General features: G+C 68.1%; 13 protein-coding genes. 9 read left to right on the top strand and 4 right to left on the bottom strand.

Going from position 1 to position 14,257, the window contains the following annotated elements:
* Together xylB and IEV87_RS02310 are read left to right on the top strand one after the other, a co-directional pair.
* A complete protein-coding gene (gene xylB, locus IEV87_RS02305; RefSeq protein WP_188476016.1) occupies positions 1-1,449 on the top strand; it encodes a xylulokinase in 1,449 nt (482 codons plus the stop codon).
* On the top strand, positions 1,446-2,351 hold the full coding sequence (locus tag IEV87_RS02310; protein ID WP_188476017.1) for a carbohydrate kinase family protein: 906 nt from the start codon (positions 1,446-1,448) through the stop codon (positions 2,349-2,351). The genes xylB and IEV87_RS02310 overlap by 4 nt, the downstream gene beginning before the upstream one ends.
* Before the next feature lie 13 nt (positions 2,352-2,364).
* On the opposite strand, the gene IEV87_RS02315 is transcribed toward IEV87_RS02310, so the two are convergent.
* A complete protein-coding gene (locus tag IEV87_RS02315) occupies positions 2,365-3,657 on the bottom strand; it encodes a flavin-dependent oxidoreductase (protein WP_188476018.1) in 1,293 nt (430 codons plus the stop codon).
* A 199-nt stretch (positions 3,658-3,856) separates the two neighbouring features.
* On the opposite strand from IEV87_RS02315, the gene IEV87_RS02320 reads away from it, so the two are divergent.
* The 7 genes from IEV87_RS02320 to IEV87_RS02350 all read left to right on the top strand — a co-directional run bounded on the left by IEV87_RS02320 (position 3,857) and on the right by IEV87_RS02350 (position 10,159).
* Positions 3,857-4,312, top strand: coding sequence for a hypothetical protein (locus tag IEV87_RS02320; RefSeq protein ID WP_188476019.1), 456 nt, complete (start codon positions 3,857-3,859; stop codon positions 4,310-4,312).
* 16 nt (positions 4,313-4,328) lie between these two features.
* Positions 4,329-5,588, top strand: a complete 1,260-nt coding sequence (locus IEV87_RS02325; protein WP_188476020.1) for an imelysin family protein — start codon at positions 4,329-4,331, stop codon at positions 5,586-5,588.
* A 10-nt stretch (positions 5,589-5,598) separates the two neighbouring features.
* The gene (locus tag IEV87_RS02330; protein WP_188476021.1) at positions 5,599-5,844 is read left to right on the top strand and encodes a (2Fe-2S)-binding protein; all 246 of its coding nucleotides are present in this window, start codon (positions 5,599-5,601) and stop codon (positions 5,842-5,844) included.
* 105 nt (positions 5,845-5,949) lie between these two features.
* Positions 5,950-6,435 (top strand): bacterioferritin, encoded by a 486-nt coding sequence (gene bfr, locus IEV87_RS02335; RefSeq protein WP_188476022.1) that lies wholly within the window; start codon positions 5,950-5,952, stop codon positions 6,433-6,435.
* 208 nt (positions 6,436-6,643) lie between these two features.
* Positions 6,644-8,116, top strand: coding sequence for a di-heme oxidoreductase family protein (locus tag IEV87_RS02340; RefSeq protein WP_229737410.1), 1,473 nt, complete (start codon positions 6,644-6,646; stop codon positions 8,114-8,116).
* Positions 8,113-9,096 (top strand): imelysin family protein, encoded by a 984-nt coding sequence (locus IEV87_RS02345; RefSeq protein WP_188476024.1) that lies wholly within the window; start codon positions 8,113-8,115, stop codon positions 9,094-9,096. Before IEV87_RS02340 ends, IEV87_RS02345 begins: the two co-directional genes overlap by 4 nt.
* Position 9,097: 1 nt before the next feature.
* A complete protein-coding gene (locus tag IEV87_RS02350) occupies positions 9,098-10,159 on the top strand; it encodes a DUF1513 domain-containing protein (protein ID WP_188476025.1) in 1,062 nt (353 codons plus the stop codon).
* Positions 10,160-10,270: 111 nt separating this feature from the next.
* Here the strand turns inward: IEV87_RS02350 and IEV87_RS02355 are convergent, their stop codons facing one another.
* From IEV87_RS02355 to fdhF, 3 genes are read right to left on the bottom strand one after another with little or no spacing between them, the layout of a single operon-like run.
* Complete coding sequence (locus tag IEV87_RS02355) at positions 10,271-10,495, bottom strand: formate dehydrogenase subunit delta (protein ID WP_188476026.1); 225 nt, start codon at positions 10,493-10,495, stop codon at positions 10,271-10,273.
* The gene (fdhD, locus tag IEV87_RS02360; RefSeq protein WP_188476027.1) at positions 10,485-11,291 is read right to left on the bottom strand and encodes a formate dehydrogenase accessory sulfurtransferase FdhD; all 807 of its coding nucleotides are present in this window, start codon (positions 11,289-11,291) and stop codon (positions 10,485-10,487) included. The genes IEV87_RS02355 and fdhD overlap by 11 nt, the downstream gene beginning before the upstream one ends.
* Positions 11,288-14,212: a formate dehydrogenase subunit alpha gene (gene fdhF / locus IEV87_RS02365; protein WP_188476028.1), complete on the bottom strand. Its 2,925-nt coding sequence runs from the start codon at positions 14,210-14,212 to the stop codon at positions 11,288-11,290. Before fdhF ends, fdhD begins: the two co-directional genes overlap by 4 nt.
* Positions 14,213-14,257: the final 45 nt, after the last annotated feature.

The raw sequence follows: 14,257 nt of genomic DNA on the forward strand, positions 1-14,257 counted from the left end.
ATGTCCTATCTCGGGATCGACCTCGGAACCTCGGGCCTCCGGGCGCTGCTGGTCGACGATGCGGGGCGCGTGCTCGGATCGGCCGAGCGCGCCTATCCGGTCGCGCATCCGCATCCCGGCTGGTCGGAACAGGACCCGGCTGCGTGGATCCTTGCGCTGGACGAGGTCATGGCGGAACTGGCCGCGCGGGTGCCGGGTTTCGCGTCTCTGCGCGGCATCGGCGTGGCCGGGCATATGCACGGCGCCTGTCTGCTGGACGGGGACGGCGCGGTGCTGCGGCCCTGCATCCTGTGGAACGACACCCGCGCCCATGCCGAGGCCGCCGCGCTCGATTCCGCGCCGCAGGTCCGCGACCTGTCCGGCAACATCGTCTTCCCCGGCTTCACCGCCCCCAAACTCGTCTGGGTCCGTGCCCATGAGCCCGGGATCTTTGCCCGCACCGCCAGGGTCCTGCTGCCCGCCGCCTTCCTGAACCACCACCTGACCGGGGAGGCCGTGGCGGACATGTCCGACAGCGCCGGGACCTCCTGGCTGGACGTCGGCGCGCGGGACTGGTCCGGGATGCTTCTGGACGCCAGCGGCATGGACCGGGCGCAGATGCCGCGGCTTGTCGAAGGGTCGGAGTCAGCGGGCTTGCTGCGTAAATCCTTGCTGGAGAAATGGGGCCTGACCGGACCCGTCACCGTGGCCGGCGGGGCAGGGGACAACGCGGCCGCCGCCTGCGGTATCGGCGCGCTGCGCGACGGGGAGGGGTTTGTCTCTCTCGGTACCTCCGGCGTGCTACTGGCGGCGCGCGACGGCTATGCGCCCGCACCCGAAACCGCGCTTCACACCTTCTGCCACGCCGTGCCGGGGCGATGGTACCAGATGGGCGTGATGCTTTCGGCGACGGACAGCCTCAACTGGCTGTCCGGAATCACGGGACGCAAACCGGCCGACCTCGCCGCGCTGGCGGGTACGGTGCCGGGGCCGGGCCGCGTGCGCTTCCTGCCCTATCTCTCCGGCGAGCGCACGCCGCATAACGACGCCGCCGTTCGCGGGTCTTTCACGGGGCTCGGCCATGACACCGGCGTGGCGGAACTGGCGCGGGCGGTGCTGGAAGGCGTGGCCTACGGCCTGCGCGACACGGCAGAGGCGCTGAAAGGTACCGGCGCGGACCTGCAAAGCCTGTTCGCCATCGGCGGCGGCGCGGCGTCCCGCGACTGGGTCTCCATCATCGCGACGGTGCTGAACCTGCCGCTGAAACTGCCCGAGGGGCGGGAATTCGGCGCGGCGCTCGGTGCGGCGCGGCTGGCGATCTGTGCGGCGACGGAGGCCACGGCGGAAGAGGTCATGACCGCACCCGCAACGGCGGAGGTGGTGGAGCCCCTGCGCGATCTGGTCGCGGCTTATGACGACGGCTACGCGGCGTTCCGCGCGGCCTATCCGGCGATCCGGGGGGTGCAATGAAGGTCCTTTGCTGCGGTGAAGCGCTGATCGACATGATCCCGTCCGGGGAAGATTTCCGCCCGCTGCCCGGCGGGGCGGTGTTCAACACGGCCATCGCCCTCGGGCGGCTCGGCGTGGCGACGGGGATGCTGACCGGACTGTCGCGCGACCTGTTCGGGCGGCGGCTGGCGGCGGCGCTGGCGGAGTCGGGGGTGGACACGGGGCCGGTCGTTCTGTCCGACCGGCCGACGACGCTGGCCTTCGTGACCCTGCGCGACGGGCAGGCGGAGTACGTGTTCTACGACGAACACTCCGCCGGGCGGATGCTGCGGCCATCCGACGTGCCCGCGCTGCCGGAGGCTGAGGCGCTGTTCTTCGGCGGCATATCCCTGGCGGTCGAGCCGGGCGCGGACACCTATGCCGGTCTGCTCCGGCAGGCGGGGGACCGGCTGGTGATGATCGACCCCAACATCCGGCCCGGATTCATCGCGGACCGTGCGGTCTATGTCGCGCGGATCGAACGGATGCTGGCGCGGGCGGACATCGTCAAGGTCTCGGACGCGGATCTCGACTGGCTCTATCCAGGCGAGGCTCCGGAGGGGCAGGTGGCGCGGATACAGGCGCTTGGCGCCGGGGCGGTCATCGTCACGCGCGGGAGCGAGGGCGCGGTCTGCCGGCTGGCCGGGGGCGCGGAGGTCTCGGTGCCGGCAGAGCGGGTCGCGGTGGTCGATACGGTCGGGGCGGGGGACACGTTCAACGCCGGGGTTCTGGCGAGCCTGTCGGAGCAGGGGCTGTTGACGCGCTCTGCCGTGCGGGGGCTCGGGGTTGAGAAGATGCGGACGGCAATGGCGTTCGGCGCGCGGGTTGCGGCGGTGACGGTCTCGCGGGCGGGGGCGAACCCGCCGTGGCGGGCGGAAGTTTAGGGGGCAGCCCCCCTCACACCGGCGCCCGTTCCCCCACCTTCGCGCCCGGCGGGATCGTCGGTTCGGCCGCGTTCAGGGACTGGATCGCGAAGCCGGCGGCGCGCTTGTAGACGGCCATCAGTTCGTCCCGTTCCGCAGGCGGCACCACCTCGTCGATGCTGTCGAACTCTCCTCCGCATCGCTGGTCAATGAGGTTGAGCAGGGCAAAAGGCCCGGCCCCCCGGTTGCGCAGGACAAGGGCAGAGATCTTCTCGCAGAGGTCCTGATCGTAAGCCGTCAGCGCATCCGGACTTACGCCGTAATCCAGCATCTTCGCCCCGATCACCCGCGCGTCGATGATCGCCTGCGACGCCCCGTTCGACCCCGTGGGATACATGACATGCGCCGCGTCCCCGATCAGCGCGACGCGCTCGTCCACCCAGGTCGGGACGGGGTCGCGGTCGATCATCGGGTATTCCCAGACCTCCTCGGTCCCGCGAAGCAGGGCAGGGACGTCGAGCCAGTCAAAACACCAGCCCTCGAAGTGATGCACGAATTCGTCGTGCGCGACCCGGCGGTTCCAGTCGACGGAGCGCCAGCCCTCGGAATTGTCGTAGGTGACCTCGGCGATCCAGTTCATGTCGACCATGCCGTCCGCATCGGGGGCCGAGATCGGGTAAAGCACCATACGGTGCCGACTGGTCCCCAGCCCGACGAAGGAGGCCCCGGTGCGGATCGGCCGGGCTTTCGTCACGCCGCGCCACATCACCGCGCCGCCCCACTGGATCGGCGGCTGGTCGGGGTACATCTGTTCGCGCAGGGCCGAATGCAGCCCGTCCGCGCCGATCAGAAGGGCGCCCGTCGCGGTCGACACGGTGCCATCGGCATGGCTGATATGGGCCGTCACCGCATCGGCGGTCTGGGAATAGCCGGTGATCTTCGCCCCCAGCACCACCGCATCCGGCCCGAGAAGGCGGCGCACGCGGTCGTAGAGCATGATCTGCAGCATCCCGCGATGCGCGGAATACTGCGGCCAGTTGTACCCGGCATCCTCTCCGCGCGGCTCGGAATAGGCCTCCTGTCCCCGCAGGCCCAGAAGCGCCCATTCGCGGGCGGGCAGGCCGATCCGGTCCAGATCGGCGCGGGAAAACCCGAGGTCGAACAGCTCGCGCACCGCATTGGGTTGCAGGTTGATACCGACGCCAAGCGGACGCAGGTCCGGGACGGTCTCGTAGACCTGGCAGGGCACGCCGATCTGGTGCAGGGTCAGCGCCATGGCCAGCCCGCCGATGCCGCCGCCGGCAATCAGCACGGTATTGTCAGTCATATCAAGGTTCTCCCCCAGACGAACCCGGTGAGTCTTATCATCCGACCGGCGGAAATCAACGCCCGAGGCGTCAAGGGCTATCCGACTGAAAAAGTCGGAATTGACATTGGCGACTGAAAAAGTCAGGAAAGGGCGAACGGAGTCGCCATGCCCCTGATCACCCATCCCATTGCCGCGCGCCGGCCCGAAGGTTCCGCCCATGCGGGTTGACCGCGGGGCCTCTGCCGTCGGGCAGCTCGATCTGCTGCCCGAGTCCGAGGCGTGGTGGGTCCGTGCCCTGCGCCTCTGGTGCGACGGCGAAGGCGGGCAGGCGGTGCTGCGCGACGATCTGCGGCATCGGTTCGGCGAACAGGGGGCGGCGACGGTCTTTGCCCGCTTCACCGACCTCCTGTCGCTGATCTTTCACCACGCCCGCCGTCCGTTGATGCGGCACGGAGTGGCCTGCACATGCGTCGGCGCGGACGAGGCAGTGTTCGCGCTGTTCTGCTCACAGGCCGTGCAGGACCGGGAGGAGGCGATGATGATCGCCTGTCTGATGCTGCGCGCCGATGTTGCCCCGATTGCCGTGTCGCTGGCCCAGACGCTTGGGCTCGACCTCCAGCGCGCCGCTCCTGTGGCGCCAACCATGGTGGCCGCGCGCCGCCGTCTCAACTGAACCGACAGGAAATTCCATGTATCGACTGAAGACCGCCACCGCCGTTCTCGCCCTGGCTGCCGCACCGGCGCTGGCGCAGGACAAGGCCGCCGTCCTGACCACCTATGCTGACATCGCGCAGGCCGGATACACCGACAGCCTGACCTCGGCGCAGGCGCTGAAGGCGGCGGTCGATGCGCTGATCGCCGATCCGTCCGACGCGACCATGGCCGCCGCCCGCGCCGCCTGGATCGCCGCCCGTGTGCCCTATCAGCAGACCGAGGTCTTCCGCTTCGGCAATGCCATCGTCGACGACTGGGAAGGCAAGGTGAACGCCTGGCCGCTGGACGAGGGGCTGATCGACTACGTCGATGCGGATTACGGCGGTGCGACGGATGAAAACCAGTACGCGGTGCTCAACGTCATCGCCAATCCGGCCTTCACCCTCTCGGGCGAAGAAATCGACGCCTCCGCCATCACGCCCGAACTTCTCTCCGAAACCCTGCACGAGGCCGACGAGGTCGAAGCCAACGTCGCCACGGGCTATCACGCGGTGGAATTCCTGCTCTGGGGTCAGGACCTGAACGGGACCGAACACGGCGCGGGCAATCGGCCCTTCACCGACTATGCCGGCGGCGATGCCTGCACCGGCGGCAACTGCGACCGGCGCGCGGCCTACCTGACCGCGGCGGTGGACCTGCTGATCTCGGACCTCGACTGGATGGCGCAGCAATGGGGCGAGGGGGGCGAGGCCCGCACCACCCTGCTGGACAACCCGGATGCGGGGATCGCGGCGATTCTGACGGGCATGGGATCGCTGTCCTATGGCGAACAGGCGGGCGAACGGATGAAACTGGGCGTCATGCTGAACGACCCGGAGGAGGAGCATGACTGTTTCTCCGATAACACCCACAACAGCCATTTCTACGACGGCATGGGCGTACGCAACGTCTACACCGGCGAATATGTCGGGATCGACGGGCGCGTGGTCTCCGGTGCCTCCCTGTCGTCGCTGGTTGCTGCGGCTGACGCGGACGTGGATGCCGACCTGCGCGCGGCGCTCGATCACACCATGGGTGAACTCGGGCAGCTGAAGGCGGCGGCAGAGGCCGGGTTCTCCTACGACCAGATGCTCGCGCGGGGCAACGAGGGCGGCGAGGCGCTGATCATGTCGGCGGTCGACGCGCTGGTCGCGCAGACCAAGTCGATCGAACGGGCGGTGACGGCGCTGAACCTCGACCAGATCGGGTTCGAAGGCTCCGACAGCCTCGACAACCCCTCCGCAGTCTTCCAGTAAGGCCCGTCCGATGATCGTCTGCCACTGCAATTCCATCAGCGATCGCGACATCCTCTCCGCCGTGGAGTGGATGCGCGCCGCCGACCCGCAGACGATCATCACGCCGGGCAAGGTCTATCACGCGCTTGGCAAGCGGCCGGAATGCGGCGGCTGCCTGTCGCTGTTCATCGGGACGATGGAAAAATCCGACAGTCTCGGCGTGCCGGCGGTGCTGCAGAACCTGCGGCCGCGGCGCGGGCGCTTTGCCGGAAAATGAGTGTTTCGCTCGGGTAATCGGCTGGACGAGCGCAGAAATCTCCCTTGAATTCCATCCTTTCCCCAGTATTTTAGAATTATTCAAAACTGACCGAGGGGACGCGCCATGAAGGGCGACAAAAAGGTTATCGGGTTTCTGAACGACGCCCTGCGCAGCGAACTGACGGCGGTCAGCCAGTACTGGCTGCACTTCCGCCTTCAGGAAGACTGGGGCTACGGCCGCCTCGCCGCCAAGTCGCGCGAGGAAAGCATCGAGGAGATGCACCACGCCGACCGCCTCATCGAACGCATCATCTTCCTGGAAGGGCATCCCAACCTGCAGAAGCTGGACAGCCTGCGCATCGGCGAGACCGTCAAGGAAACGCTGGAGGCCGATCTCGCGGCCGAGCATGAGGCCCGCACACTCTACATCACCGCGCGCAAGCATTGCGACGAGGTCGGGGACTACGTCTCCAAGAACCTGTTCGAGGCGCTGATCGCGGATGAGGAAGGGCATATCGACTTCCTCGAAACCCAGCTCTCCCTGCTCGAACAGCTCGGGCCGGAAAAGTACGGCCAGCTTCAGGCCAAGCCGGCGAACGAAGCCGAATAACATCGTCCCGGACGATGCACGGATCCGGGCGTCATGCCGCAGGTGGCGCCCGGTTTCGTGATGACAATCCGATTGAAATAGTCGGGCATTCGTGGCACCCCTCGACCCCGAGGAGCCGACGATGCGCCACCTTCCCCTTGCCACTCTTTTCGCCCTGTCCCTGACACCGGTTTTTCCGGGTCTGCCCCGGTCGGCCGAAAATGACCAAATGACCAGATCCGTTCATCCGGTCATTTTTCGCACCGCCGAAGAGTCCGCGCGCGTCGCCGCCGTCACCGCTCCTCCTACCGATTTCTCCCGCCCGGAACCGTTCGAAGCGAACCCCGCCGGGGCCGCCACCGTGCGCGCCCGGAGCGACGCCGACGCCTTTTCCCAGCCCTCCGGCAATATGTCGTTCGAACGCGAACTGGACTTCAAGCTGGGCAACGGCCTTTTTAAAAAGCTCTGGGTGTCGTCGCCGTCCTCGACCCTCGCCTCCGACGGGCTGGGGCCGCTCTACAACGCGCGCTCCTGTCAGCGTTGCCACCTGAAGGACGGACGCGGCCACCCGCCCGAGGGGCCGGAGGACGATGCAGTTTCCATGTTTCTGCGGGTTTCCGTTCCGGCCATGGACCACGTGGAAGTCTCTGACATCGAAGCCTTTCTCCTGTCGCTCGGGGACGAGACGCAGCGCACGCGCCCCGATCCGGTCTATGGCGGACAGCTGCAGGATTTCGGCGTGGCCGGGCAGGTGGCGGAGTACCGGCTGGCGGTGGACTGGGACGAGACGCCCGTCGAGATGACCGGCGAAACCGCCACCCTGCGCCGGCCCGTCTGGCGTGCCGAAGACCTCGGCTACGGACCGCTCGCACCCGGTGCGATGCTGTCCCCTCGCGTGGCGCCGCAGATGATCGGGCTCGGCCTGCTCGAGGCGATCCCCGCCGCCGATATCCTTTCGCGCGAAGACCCTTCGGACGCGGATGGCGACGGCATCTCCGGCCGCGCGCAGATCGTGTGGTCCTTTGAACACGATCAACCAATGCTGGGGCGTTTCGGCTGGAAGGCCGGGGCGGCGACGGTCAGGGAACAGTCGGCGGCGGCCTTCGCCGGCGACATCGGGATTTCCACCCCGCTTTTCCCCGACCCCTGGGGCGACTGCAGCGAAGCCGAAGCCGCCTGCCGTACGGCGCCGCATGGTGACGGCGACGACCGGGGGACGGAAATCGACGCGCAGGGCCTTGACCTCGTTACGTTTTATTCCCGGAACCTCGGGGTTCCGGCGCGGCGGGATTTCGACACGCCCGATGTGCTGCGCGGCAAACAGATGTTCCACGAGGCCGGCTGCCCGGCCTGCCACACGCCCAAGTTCGTCACCGACCGGATGGAGGGCCAGCCGGAACAATCCTTCCAGTTGATCTGGCCCTTCACCGACCTGCTGCTGCACGACATGGGCGAGGGGCTGGCCGACAATCGTCCCGAGGGGCGTGCCTCGGGTCGGGAATGGCGGACGCCGCCGCTCTGGGGGATCGGCCTGACGCCCCAGGTCAACGGCCACAGCTACTACCTGCACGACGGGCGGGCGCGGTCGCTGCTGGAAGCCGTGCTCTGGCATGGCGGAGAGGCACAGGCCGCCCGCGACCGGGTCACCCGGCTGAGCCCCGAAGACCGCGCCGCCCTCATCCGTTACCTGGAGAGCCTATGATCCGTTCCCTTGCCCTTGCCCTGCTGATCGCCACGCCCGCCGTGTCCGGCGTGCCCGAGGCGGTAAATGACCATACCCTGCCGCGCTTTCACAGTTTTGCCGTCCAGACCCGCGCGCTCGCCGTCAACGCCGCGGCAGACTGCACGGCGGAGGCGGTGATCCCCTCCTACCACAACGCCTTCGACGCCTGGATGGGGGTCAGTCACCTGTCCTTCGGTCCGCTGGAAAAGGACGGGCGCGGGCTGGCGATCGGGTTCTGGCCCGACAAGCGGGGGATGGTCGCATCCACCGTCGCCGGACTGGTGCGGGACGAGGACGCGGCGGTCGATGACACCGCCGACTTTGCCCAGGTTTCGGTCGCCGGGCGGGGGCTGTTCGCGCTGGAACAGCTGCTGTTCGGGTCGGATTATGCGGGCTATGGGCGGGACAGCTATACCTGCCGTCTGGTGCAGGCGGTCGCGGCGGATCTGGCGCGCATGGCGGCGGAGGTCGATGCGGAGTGGCAGGATCAGGCGCAATTGATGCTGAGCGCCGGAGAGGCCGGGAACACTGCCTATCTCACCCCGCGTGAACCGGCGCAGCAGTATTACACCGCGCTGATGGCGGGGCTGGAATTCACGGCGGATCAACGGCTTGGTCGCCCCCTCGGCACCTTCGACCGGCCCCGGCCGGAGCGGGCAGAGGCGCGGCGGTCCGAGCGGTCGCTGCGCAACGTCGTGCTCTCGCTGGAGGCGCTTGGCGATCTGGCCGAGAAGCTGGCCGACGGCCCCGTCCCGGCGACAGCAGAGGCCTTTGCCACGGCCCGCGCGACGGCAGAGGACCTGCAGGACCCGGTGTTCGCCACGGTCGACGACCCCTCCGGCCGGCTCAAGGTGGAGATCGTGCAGCAGCGCGTGCGGGCGGCGCGCGATGCGGCGAAGGCCGAGGTCGGCGCGCCGCTTGGCGTGAGCGAAGGCTTCAATTCGGCGGACGGGGATTGAGATGGGCACGCGACGCGGTTTCCTCGCCGGTCTTCTCGCCGCCTCCGCGCTGCCCCGGCTGAGCTGGGCCGATGCGGGGGACCCCTGCTATCTGGCGGCAGCGAAGGAGGGGGACGGCGGCTATGCGCTGTTCGGGCTGGACGCCGAGGGTCGCGACCTGTTCCGCATCGCGCTGCCGGACCGGGGGCACGCGGCGGCGGCGCATCCCTTCGCGCCCGAGGCGGTCGCCTTCGCCCGCCGTCCGGGGACCTTCGCGCTGGTGATCGACTGCGTGACCGGTGCGGTTGCACACCGGCTGGACAGTCCGCAGGGGCGGCATTTCTACGGTCACGGCGCATTTATCGAAAACGGCGACGTGCTCTGCACCACGGAGAATGACATCGCCACGGGGCAGGGGGTGATCGGGTTCTGGTCCCGCCGCGCCGGGTATGCGCGGATCGGAGAGATCGCCTCGGCCGGGATCGGTCCGCACGAGATCCTCGCGCTGCCGGGCGACGTCCTGGCGGTGGCAAACGGCGGGATCCTGACCGACCCGGCGCAGGGGCGGGAGAAGCTGAACATTCCCGAGATGAAGCCGAACCTCGCCTATGCCACGGCGGAGGGGGTGCAGGAGGTGGTGGAGCTGTCTCCGGACCTGCACCTCAATTCCATCCGCCATCTGGCGACGGACGGTGAAACGGTGGCCTTTGCTATGCAGTGGGAGGGCGATCTGACCGATCCGGTGCCGCTGCTTGGTCTGCACCGGCGGGGATCGGCGCCCGTACTCTGCGAGGCGGGGTTGGCGGAACAGCTTGCGATGCAGGGTTATGCGGGCAGCGTTGCCATCGCGGGGGGAATGGTCGGCATCACCTCGCCGCGCGGGGGGCGCGTGCATCTCTTCGGTCTGGACGGCGGGTTTCGCGGCGCGGTGCTGCGCCCGGATGTCTGCGGGATCGCGCCGGCCGGAGCAGGGCTGATCGCGACGGACGGGATGGGCGGGGTGCTTGCGCTGCGCGACGGCGAGGTCACGCCGCTGCATGTGGCGGGGCGGGCCTGGGACAATCACCTGGTGCGGGTCGGATAGGGCGGAGCGAGGGGTTTCACCCCTCGCGCTCCCCAGAGTATTTTTCGCAAGATGAAGGGGTTGGGGCGCGCCCATGTCTTCATCTTGCCGGAAATATCCCCGCCGGAGGCGTCACTCCGTTTCCGCGGGCGCGGCGATGAAGGGCTGGGACTCGATCACCAGGGGCGACAGGCCGTGACCTCCCTCCGCCATGTGGTTAAGCAACTGGCGGCGCATCCGAGGTTCCCAGAAATCGTTGAGGTGGGCGGCGACGCGGGCGGCGCGGTCCTCTCCGGGCTGGGAGGCGAAGAAGGTGGCGATCTGGTTGGCCATCGTGATCATCTTTTCAGGCGACATGCGGAGTCTCGGTCAGGCGGTCGGGATGGGTGAAGACCTCGGCCGTGCCATTGCGGGCGAGGGCGACGAGGGTGATGCCGGCGTCTTCGGCGGTGCGCAGGGCGCGCGCGGTCGGGGCCGAGACGGCGATGAGCATGCCGCAGCCTGCGAGTGCCGACTTCTGGACAAGTTCGATGGAGACGCGGGAGGTGAGGACAAAGGCGCCGGTCGCGGCATCGGTTCCGGTGCGGGCGAGGGCGCCGATGACTTTGTCGAGCGCATTGTGGCGTCCGACGTCTTCCCGCGCGATCATTAGGCCCTGCGGGGTCAGGAAGCCTGCCGCATGGACGGCGCGGGTTTCGTCGTGCAGCGGCTGGCGGGTGCGCAGGGTGTCGGTGGCGGTGGCGATTTGCTCTGCCGTGAGGGCCGAGCGGGCGGTGATTTCCGGCAGGGGGCGGGTGGCCTCTGCCAGGCTGTCGATACCGCAAAGCCCGCAGCCCACGGGTCCGGCCATGGCGCGGCGGCGGCGGGTCAGGGCGGTGGCCTGCGCATCGGCAAGCCACATGCGGATCTCGATGCCGTCGTCGTGAGGTTCGACGGTCATTTCGGCGATCTGGGCCGGGTCGGTCACGATGCCCTCGGTCAGGGAGAAGCCGGTGGCGAAATCCTCAAGGTCCGAGGGTGTCGCCATCATCACCGCCTGTGTTGAGCCGTCGTAGGTCAGGGCGACCGGCACCTCCTCGGGCAGGGTGCGGGTGACGGGGGACGTGCCCCCGGTTCCGATGCGCAGGGCCTTTGCGGGGGCGGAGGGTGTCATTCCGCCGCCGGCAGGATGCGGCGCGCGCGGTCGGCCTGTGCGGCGTAGTCGCGCTGCCAGTCCGAGGGGCCGTTGGAGGGGGCGACCTGCACCGCCGTCACCTTGTATTCCGGGCAGTTGGTGGCCCAGTCGGAATAGTCGGTCGTAACCACGTTGGCCTGTGTATCGGGGTGGTGGAAGGTTGTGTAGACCACGCCCGGAGAGACGCGGTCGGTGATCGTCGCGCGCAGGGTCGTTTCGCCCGAGCGGGAGGCGAGGCGGATCCAGTCGCCCTCCCTCACGCCGCGGTTCTCGGCGTCGAAGGGGTGGATCTCCAGCAGATCCTCGTCATGCCAGGCGTTGTTCTCGGTCCGGCGGGTCTGGGCGCCGACATTGTATTGCGACAGGATCCGGCCCGTGGTCAGCAGCAGCGGGAACCTCGGCCCGGTCTTTTCGTCGGTAGCCACGTATTCGGTGACGATGAAGCGCCCCTTGCCGCGCACGAAGCCGTCGACATGCATCAGCGGCGTGCCCTCGGGTGCGGCGTCGTTGCAGGGCCACTGGACGGAGCCCTTTTCTTCGAGCAGGTCGTAGGTGACGTTGGCGAAGCTGGGCGTGGTGGCGGCGATTTCTTCCATGATCTGGGCGGGGTGGGTGTAGTGCCAGCCGGCGCCGAGCGCGTTGGCCAGAAGCTGCGTCACCTCCCAGTCGGCATAACCGTTCTTCGGCTTCATCACCTCGCGCACGCGGTTGATGCGGCGTTCGGCGTTGGTGAAGGTGCCCTCTTTCTCAAGGAAGGAGGAGCCGGGGAGGAAGACATGGGCGTAATTCGCCGTCTCGTTCAGGAAGAGGTCGTGCACGATCACGCAGTCCATCGCGGCCAGACCTGCGGCGACGTGGTGGGTGTCGGGGTCGGACTGGAGGATGTCTTCGCCCTGCACGTAGAGCGCCTTGAAGGTGCCTTCGACCGCGGCGTCGAGCATGTTCGGGATCCTGAGGCCGGGCTCCGGGTCGATCTTCACCTTCCAGAGCGACTCGAAGATCGCGCGGGTTTCGGCGTCTTTCACATGGCGGTAGCCGGGGAGTTCGTGGGGGAAGGAGCCCATGTCGCAGGAGCCCTGCACGTTGTTCTGCCCGCGCAGCGGGTTCACGCCGGTGCCGGGGCGGCCGATGTTGCCGGTCAACATGGCGAGGTTGGCAATTGCCATGACGGTGGTGGAGCCCTGCGAATGTTCGGTCACGCCGAGGCCATAGTAGATCGCGCCGTTCGGGGCGGCGGCATAGGCGCGGGCGGCGGCGCGGAGTGTCGCGGCGGGAACGCCGGTCAGCAGTTCCGTCGCCTCGGGCGAATGGCGGGGGGCGGAGATGAACTCGGCGTAATGCGCGAATTCGTCGGTGTCGCAGCGGGTGCGGATGAAATCCATGTCCACCAGCCCCTCGGTCACGATGACATGAGCGAGGGCGGAGACGACGGCGACGTTGGTGCCGGGGCGCAGGGGCAGGTGCCAGCTGTCGCCCATATGCGGGGTTTCCAGCAGGTCGATGCGGCGCGGGTCGAGCACGATCAGCTTCGCGCCCTGACGCAGGCGCTTGCGCAGGCGAGAGGCGAAGACCGGGTGGCCGTCGGTCGGGTTCGCACCGATGACCACGGCGAGGTCGGTCTGTTCGACGGAGTCGAAGTCCTGCGTGCCGGCGGAGGTGCCGAAGGTCTGGCCGAGACCGTAGCCGGTCGGGGAATGGCAGACGCGGGCGCAGGTGTCGGTGTTGTTGTTGAGAAAGACCGCGCGGGCGAGTTTCTGGACGAGGTAGGTTTCCTCGTTCGTGCAGCGGGAGGAGGTGATGACGCCAAGCGCCTTGCGGCCGTGGTCCTGGCGGATTTTCGTCAGGCGGGCGGCGGTGAATTGCATCGCCTCGTCCCATGAGACTTCGCGCCAGGGCTGGTCGATGCTGTCCCGGATCATCGGGTTCAGGACCCGGTCGGGGTGTTCGGCATAGCCATAGGCGAAGCGGCCCTTGACGCAGGAATGGCCGCGGTTGGCCTTGCCGTGCTTGTAGGGCGTCATCCGGACCAGCTTGTCGCCGTTGAGTTCCGCCTTGAACGAACAGCCGACGCCGCAATAGGCGCAGGTGGTCAGAACGGCGCGGTCGGGGGTGCCGAGTTCGGCCACCGATTTCTCCTGAAGCGTCGCGGTCGGGCAGGCCTGAACGCAGGCCCCGCAGGAGACGCAGTCGGAGTGCATCGCGTCGTCGGACTTCGCACCGAAGGAGACACGGCTGTCGAAGCCTCGGCCTTCGATGGTCAGGGCAAAGGTGCCCTGAACCTCTTCGCAGGCGCGCACGCAGCGGGAACAGACGATGCATTTCGCCGGGTCGTAGGTGAAGTAGGGGTTGGAATCGTCCTTGGGGATATAGCGCGCGTTGGTGGCGGCATCCGGGGCTTTGGCGCGGATGTCGTTGAGCGAAAGCGATCCGGCCGTCGTCGGGGCGTAGTGGTTGTCGCCGGGCGTGTAGCGGACCTGACGCAGGCCGGTCATGCCCGCCATGTCCTGAAGTTCGCAGTCGCCATTGGCGGCGCAGGTCAGGCAGTCGAGCGGGTGGTCGGAGATGTAGAGCTCCATCACCCCTTTGCGCAGTTTGGCGAGGCGCGGAGTCTGTGTCTTCACCGCCATGCCTTCCGTAACGGGGGTGGTGCAGGAGGCAGGGGTGCCGCGTCTCCCTTCGATCTCGACGAGGCAGAGGCGGCAGGAGCCGAAGGCCTCGACCGAGTCGGTGGCGCAGAGCTTGGGGATCTTTATGCCGGCTTCCATCGCGGCGCGCATGACGGAAGTGCCGGCGGGCACGGTGACGTCGAAGCCGTCGATTTTCAGCGAGACGGTTTCGGTCGCCCGGGGCAGGGGGGTGCCCATATCCCAGTCCTTCGGGGGGAGGATGAAGTCTTTCATGTCAGCGGCTCCGGACGGCGGGAAGGTTGCCTCTCACCCCGGCCC

Origin of the sequence: Primorskyibacter flagellatus, from assembly GCF_014638275.1 — a bacterium.
In the GTDB taxonomy this organism is placed as follows: domain Bacteria; phylum Pseudomonadota; class Alphaproteobacteria; order Rhodobacterales; family Rhodobacteraceae; genus Pseudooceanicola; species Pseudooceanicola flagellatus_A.

Bases quoted from the DNA above. Each gene is read 5' to 3' on its own strand.
- xylB (WP_188476016.1), top strand. From the start codon at position 1: ATGTCCTATCTCGGGATCGACCTCGGAACCTCGGGCCTCCGGGCGCTG.
- IEV87_RS02310 (WP_188476017.1), top strand. From the start codon at position 1,446: ATGAAGGTCCTTTGCTGCGGTGAAGCGCTGATCGACATGATCCCGTCC.
- IEV87_RS02315 (WP_188476018.1), bottom strand. From the start codon at position 3,657: ATGACTGACAATACCGTGCTGATTGCCGGCGGCGGCATCGGCGGGCTG.
- IEV87_RS02320 (WP_188476019.1), top strand. From the start codon at position 3,857: ATGCGGGTTGACCGCGGGGCCTCTGCCGTCGGGCAGCTCGATCTGCTG.
- IEV87_RS02325 (WP_188476020.1), top strand. From the start codon at position 4,329: ATGTATCGACTGAAGACCGCCACCGCCGTTCTCGCCCTGGCTGCCGCA.
- IEV87_RS02330 (WP_188476021.1), top strand. From the start codon at position 5,599: ATGATCGTCTGCCACTGCAATTCCATCAGCGATCGCGACATCCTCTCC.
- bfr (WP_188476022.1), top strand. From the start codon at position 5,950: ATGAAGGGCGACAAAAAGGTTATCGGGTTTCTGAACGACGCCCTGCGC.
- IEV87_RS02340 (WP_229737410.1), top strand. From the start codon at position 6,644: ATGACCAGATCCGTTCATCCGGTCATTTTTCGCACCGCCGAAGAGTCC.
- IEV87_RS02345 (WP_188476024.1), top strand. From the start codon at position 8,113: ATGATCCGTTCCCTTGCCCTTGCCCTGCTGATCGCCACGCCCGCCGTG.
- IEV87_RS02350 (WP_188476025.1), top strand. From the start codon at position 9,098: ATGGGCACGCGACGCGGTTTCCTCGCCGGTCTTCTCGCCGCCTCCGCG.
- IEV87_RS02355 (WP_188476026.1), bottom strand. From the start codon at position 10,495: ATGTCGCCTGAAAAGATGATCACGATGGCCAACCAGATCGCCACCTTC.
- fdhD (WP_188476027.1), bottom strand. From the start codon at position 11,291: ATGACACCCTCCGCCCCCGCAAAGGCCCTGCGCATCGGAACCGGGGGC.
- fdhF (WP_188476028.1), bottom strand. From the start codon at position 14,212: ATGAAAGACTTCATCCTCCCCCCGAAGGACTGGGATATGGGCACCCCC.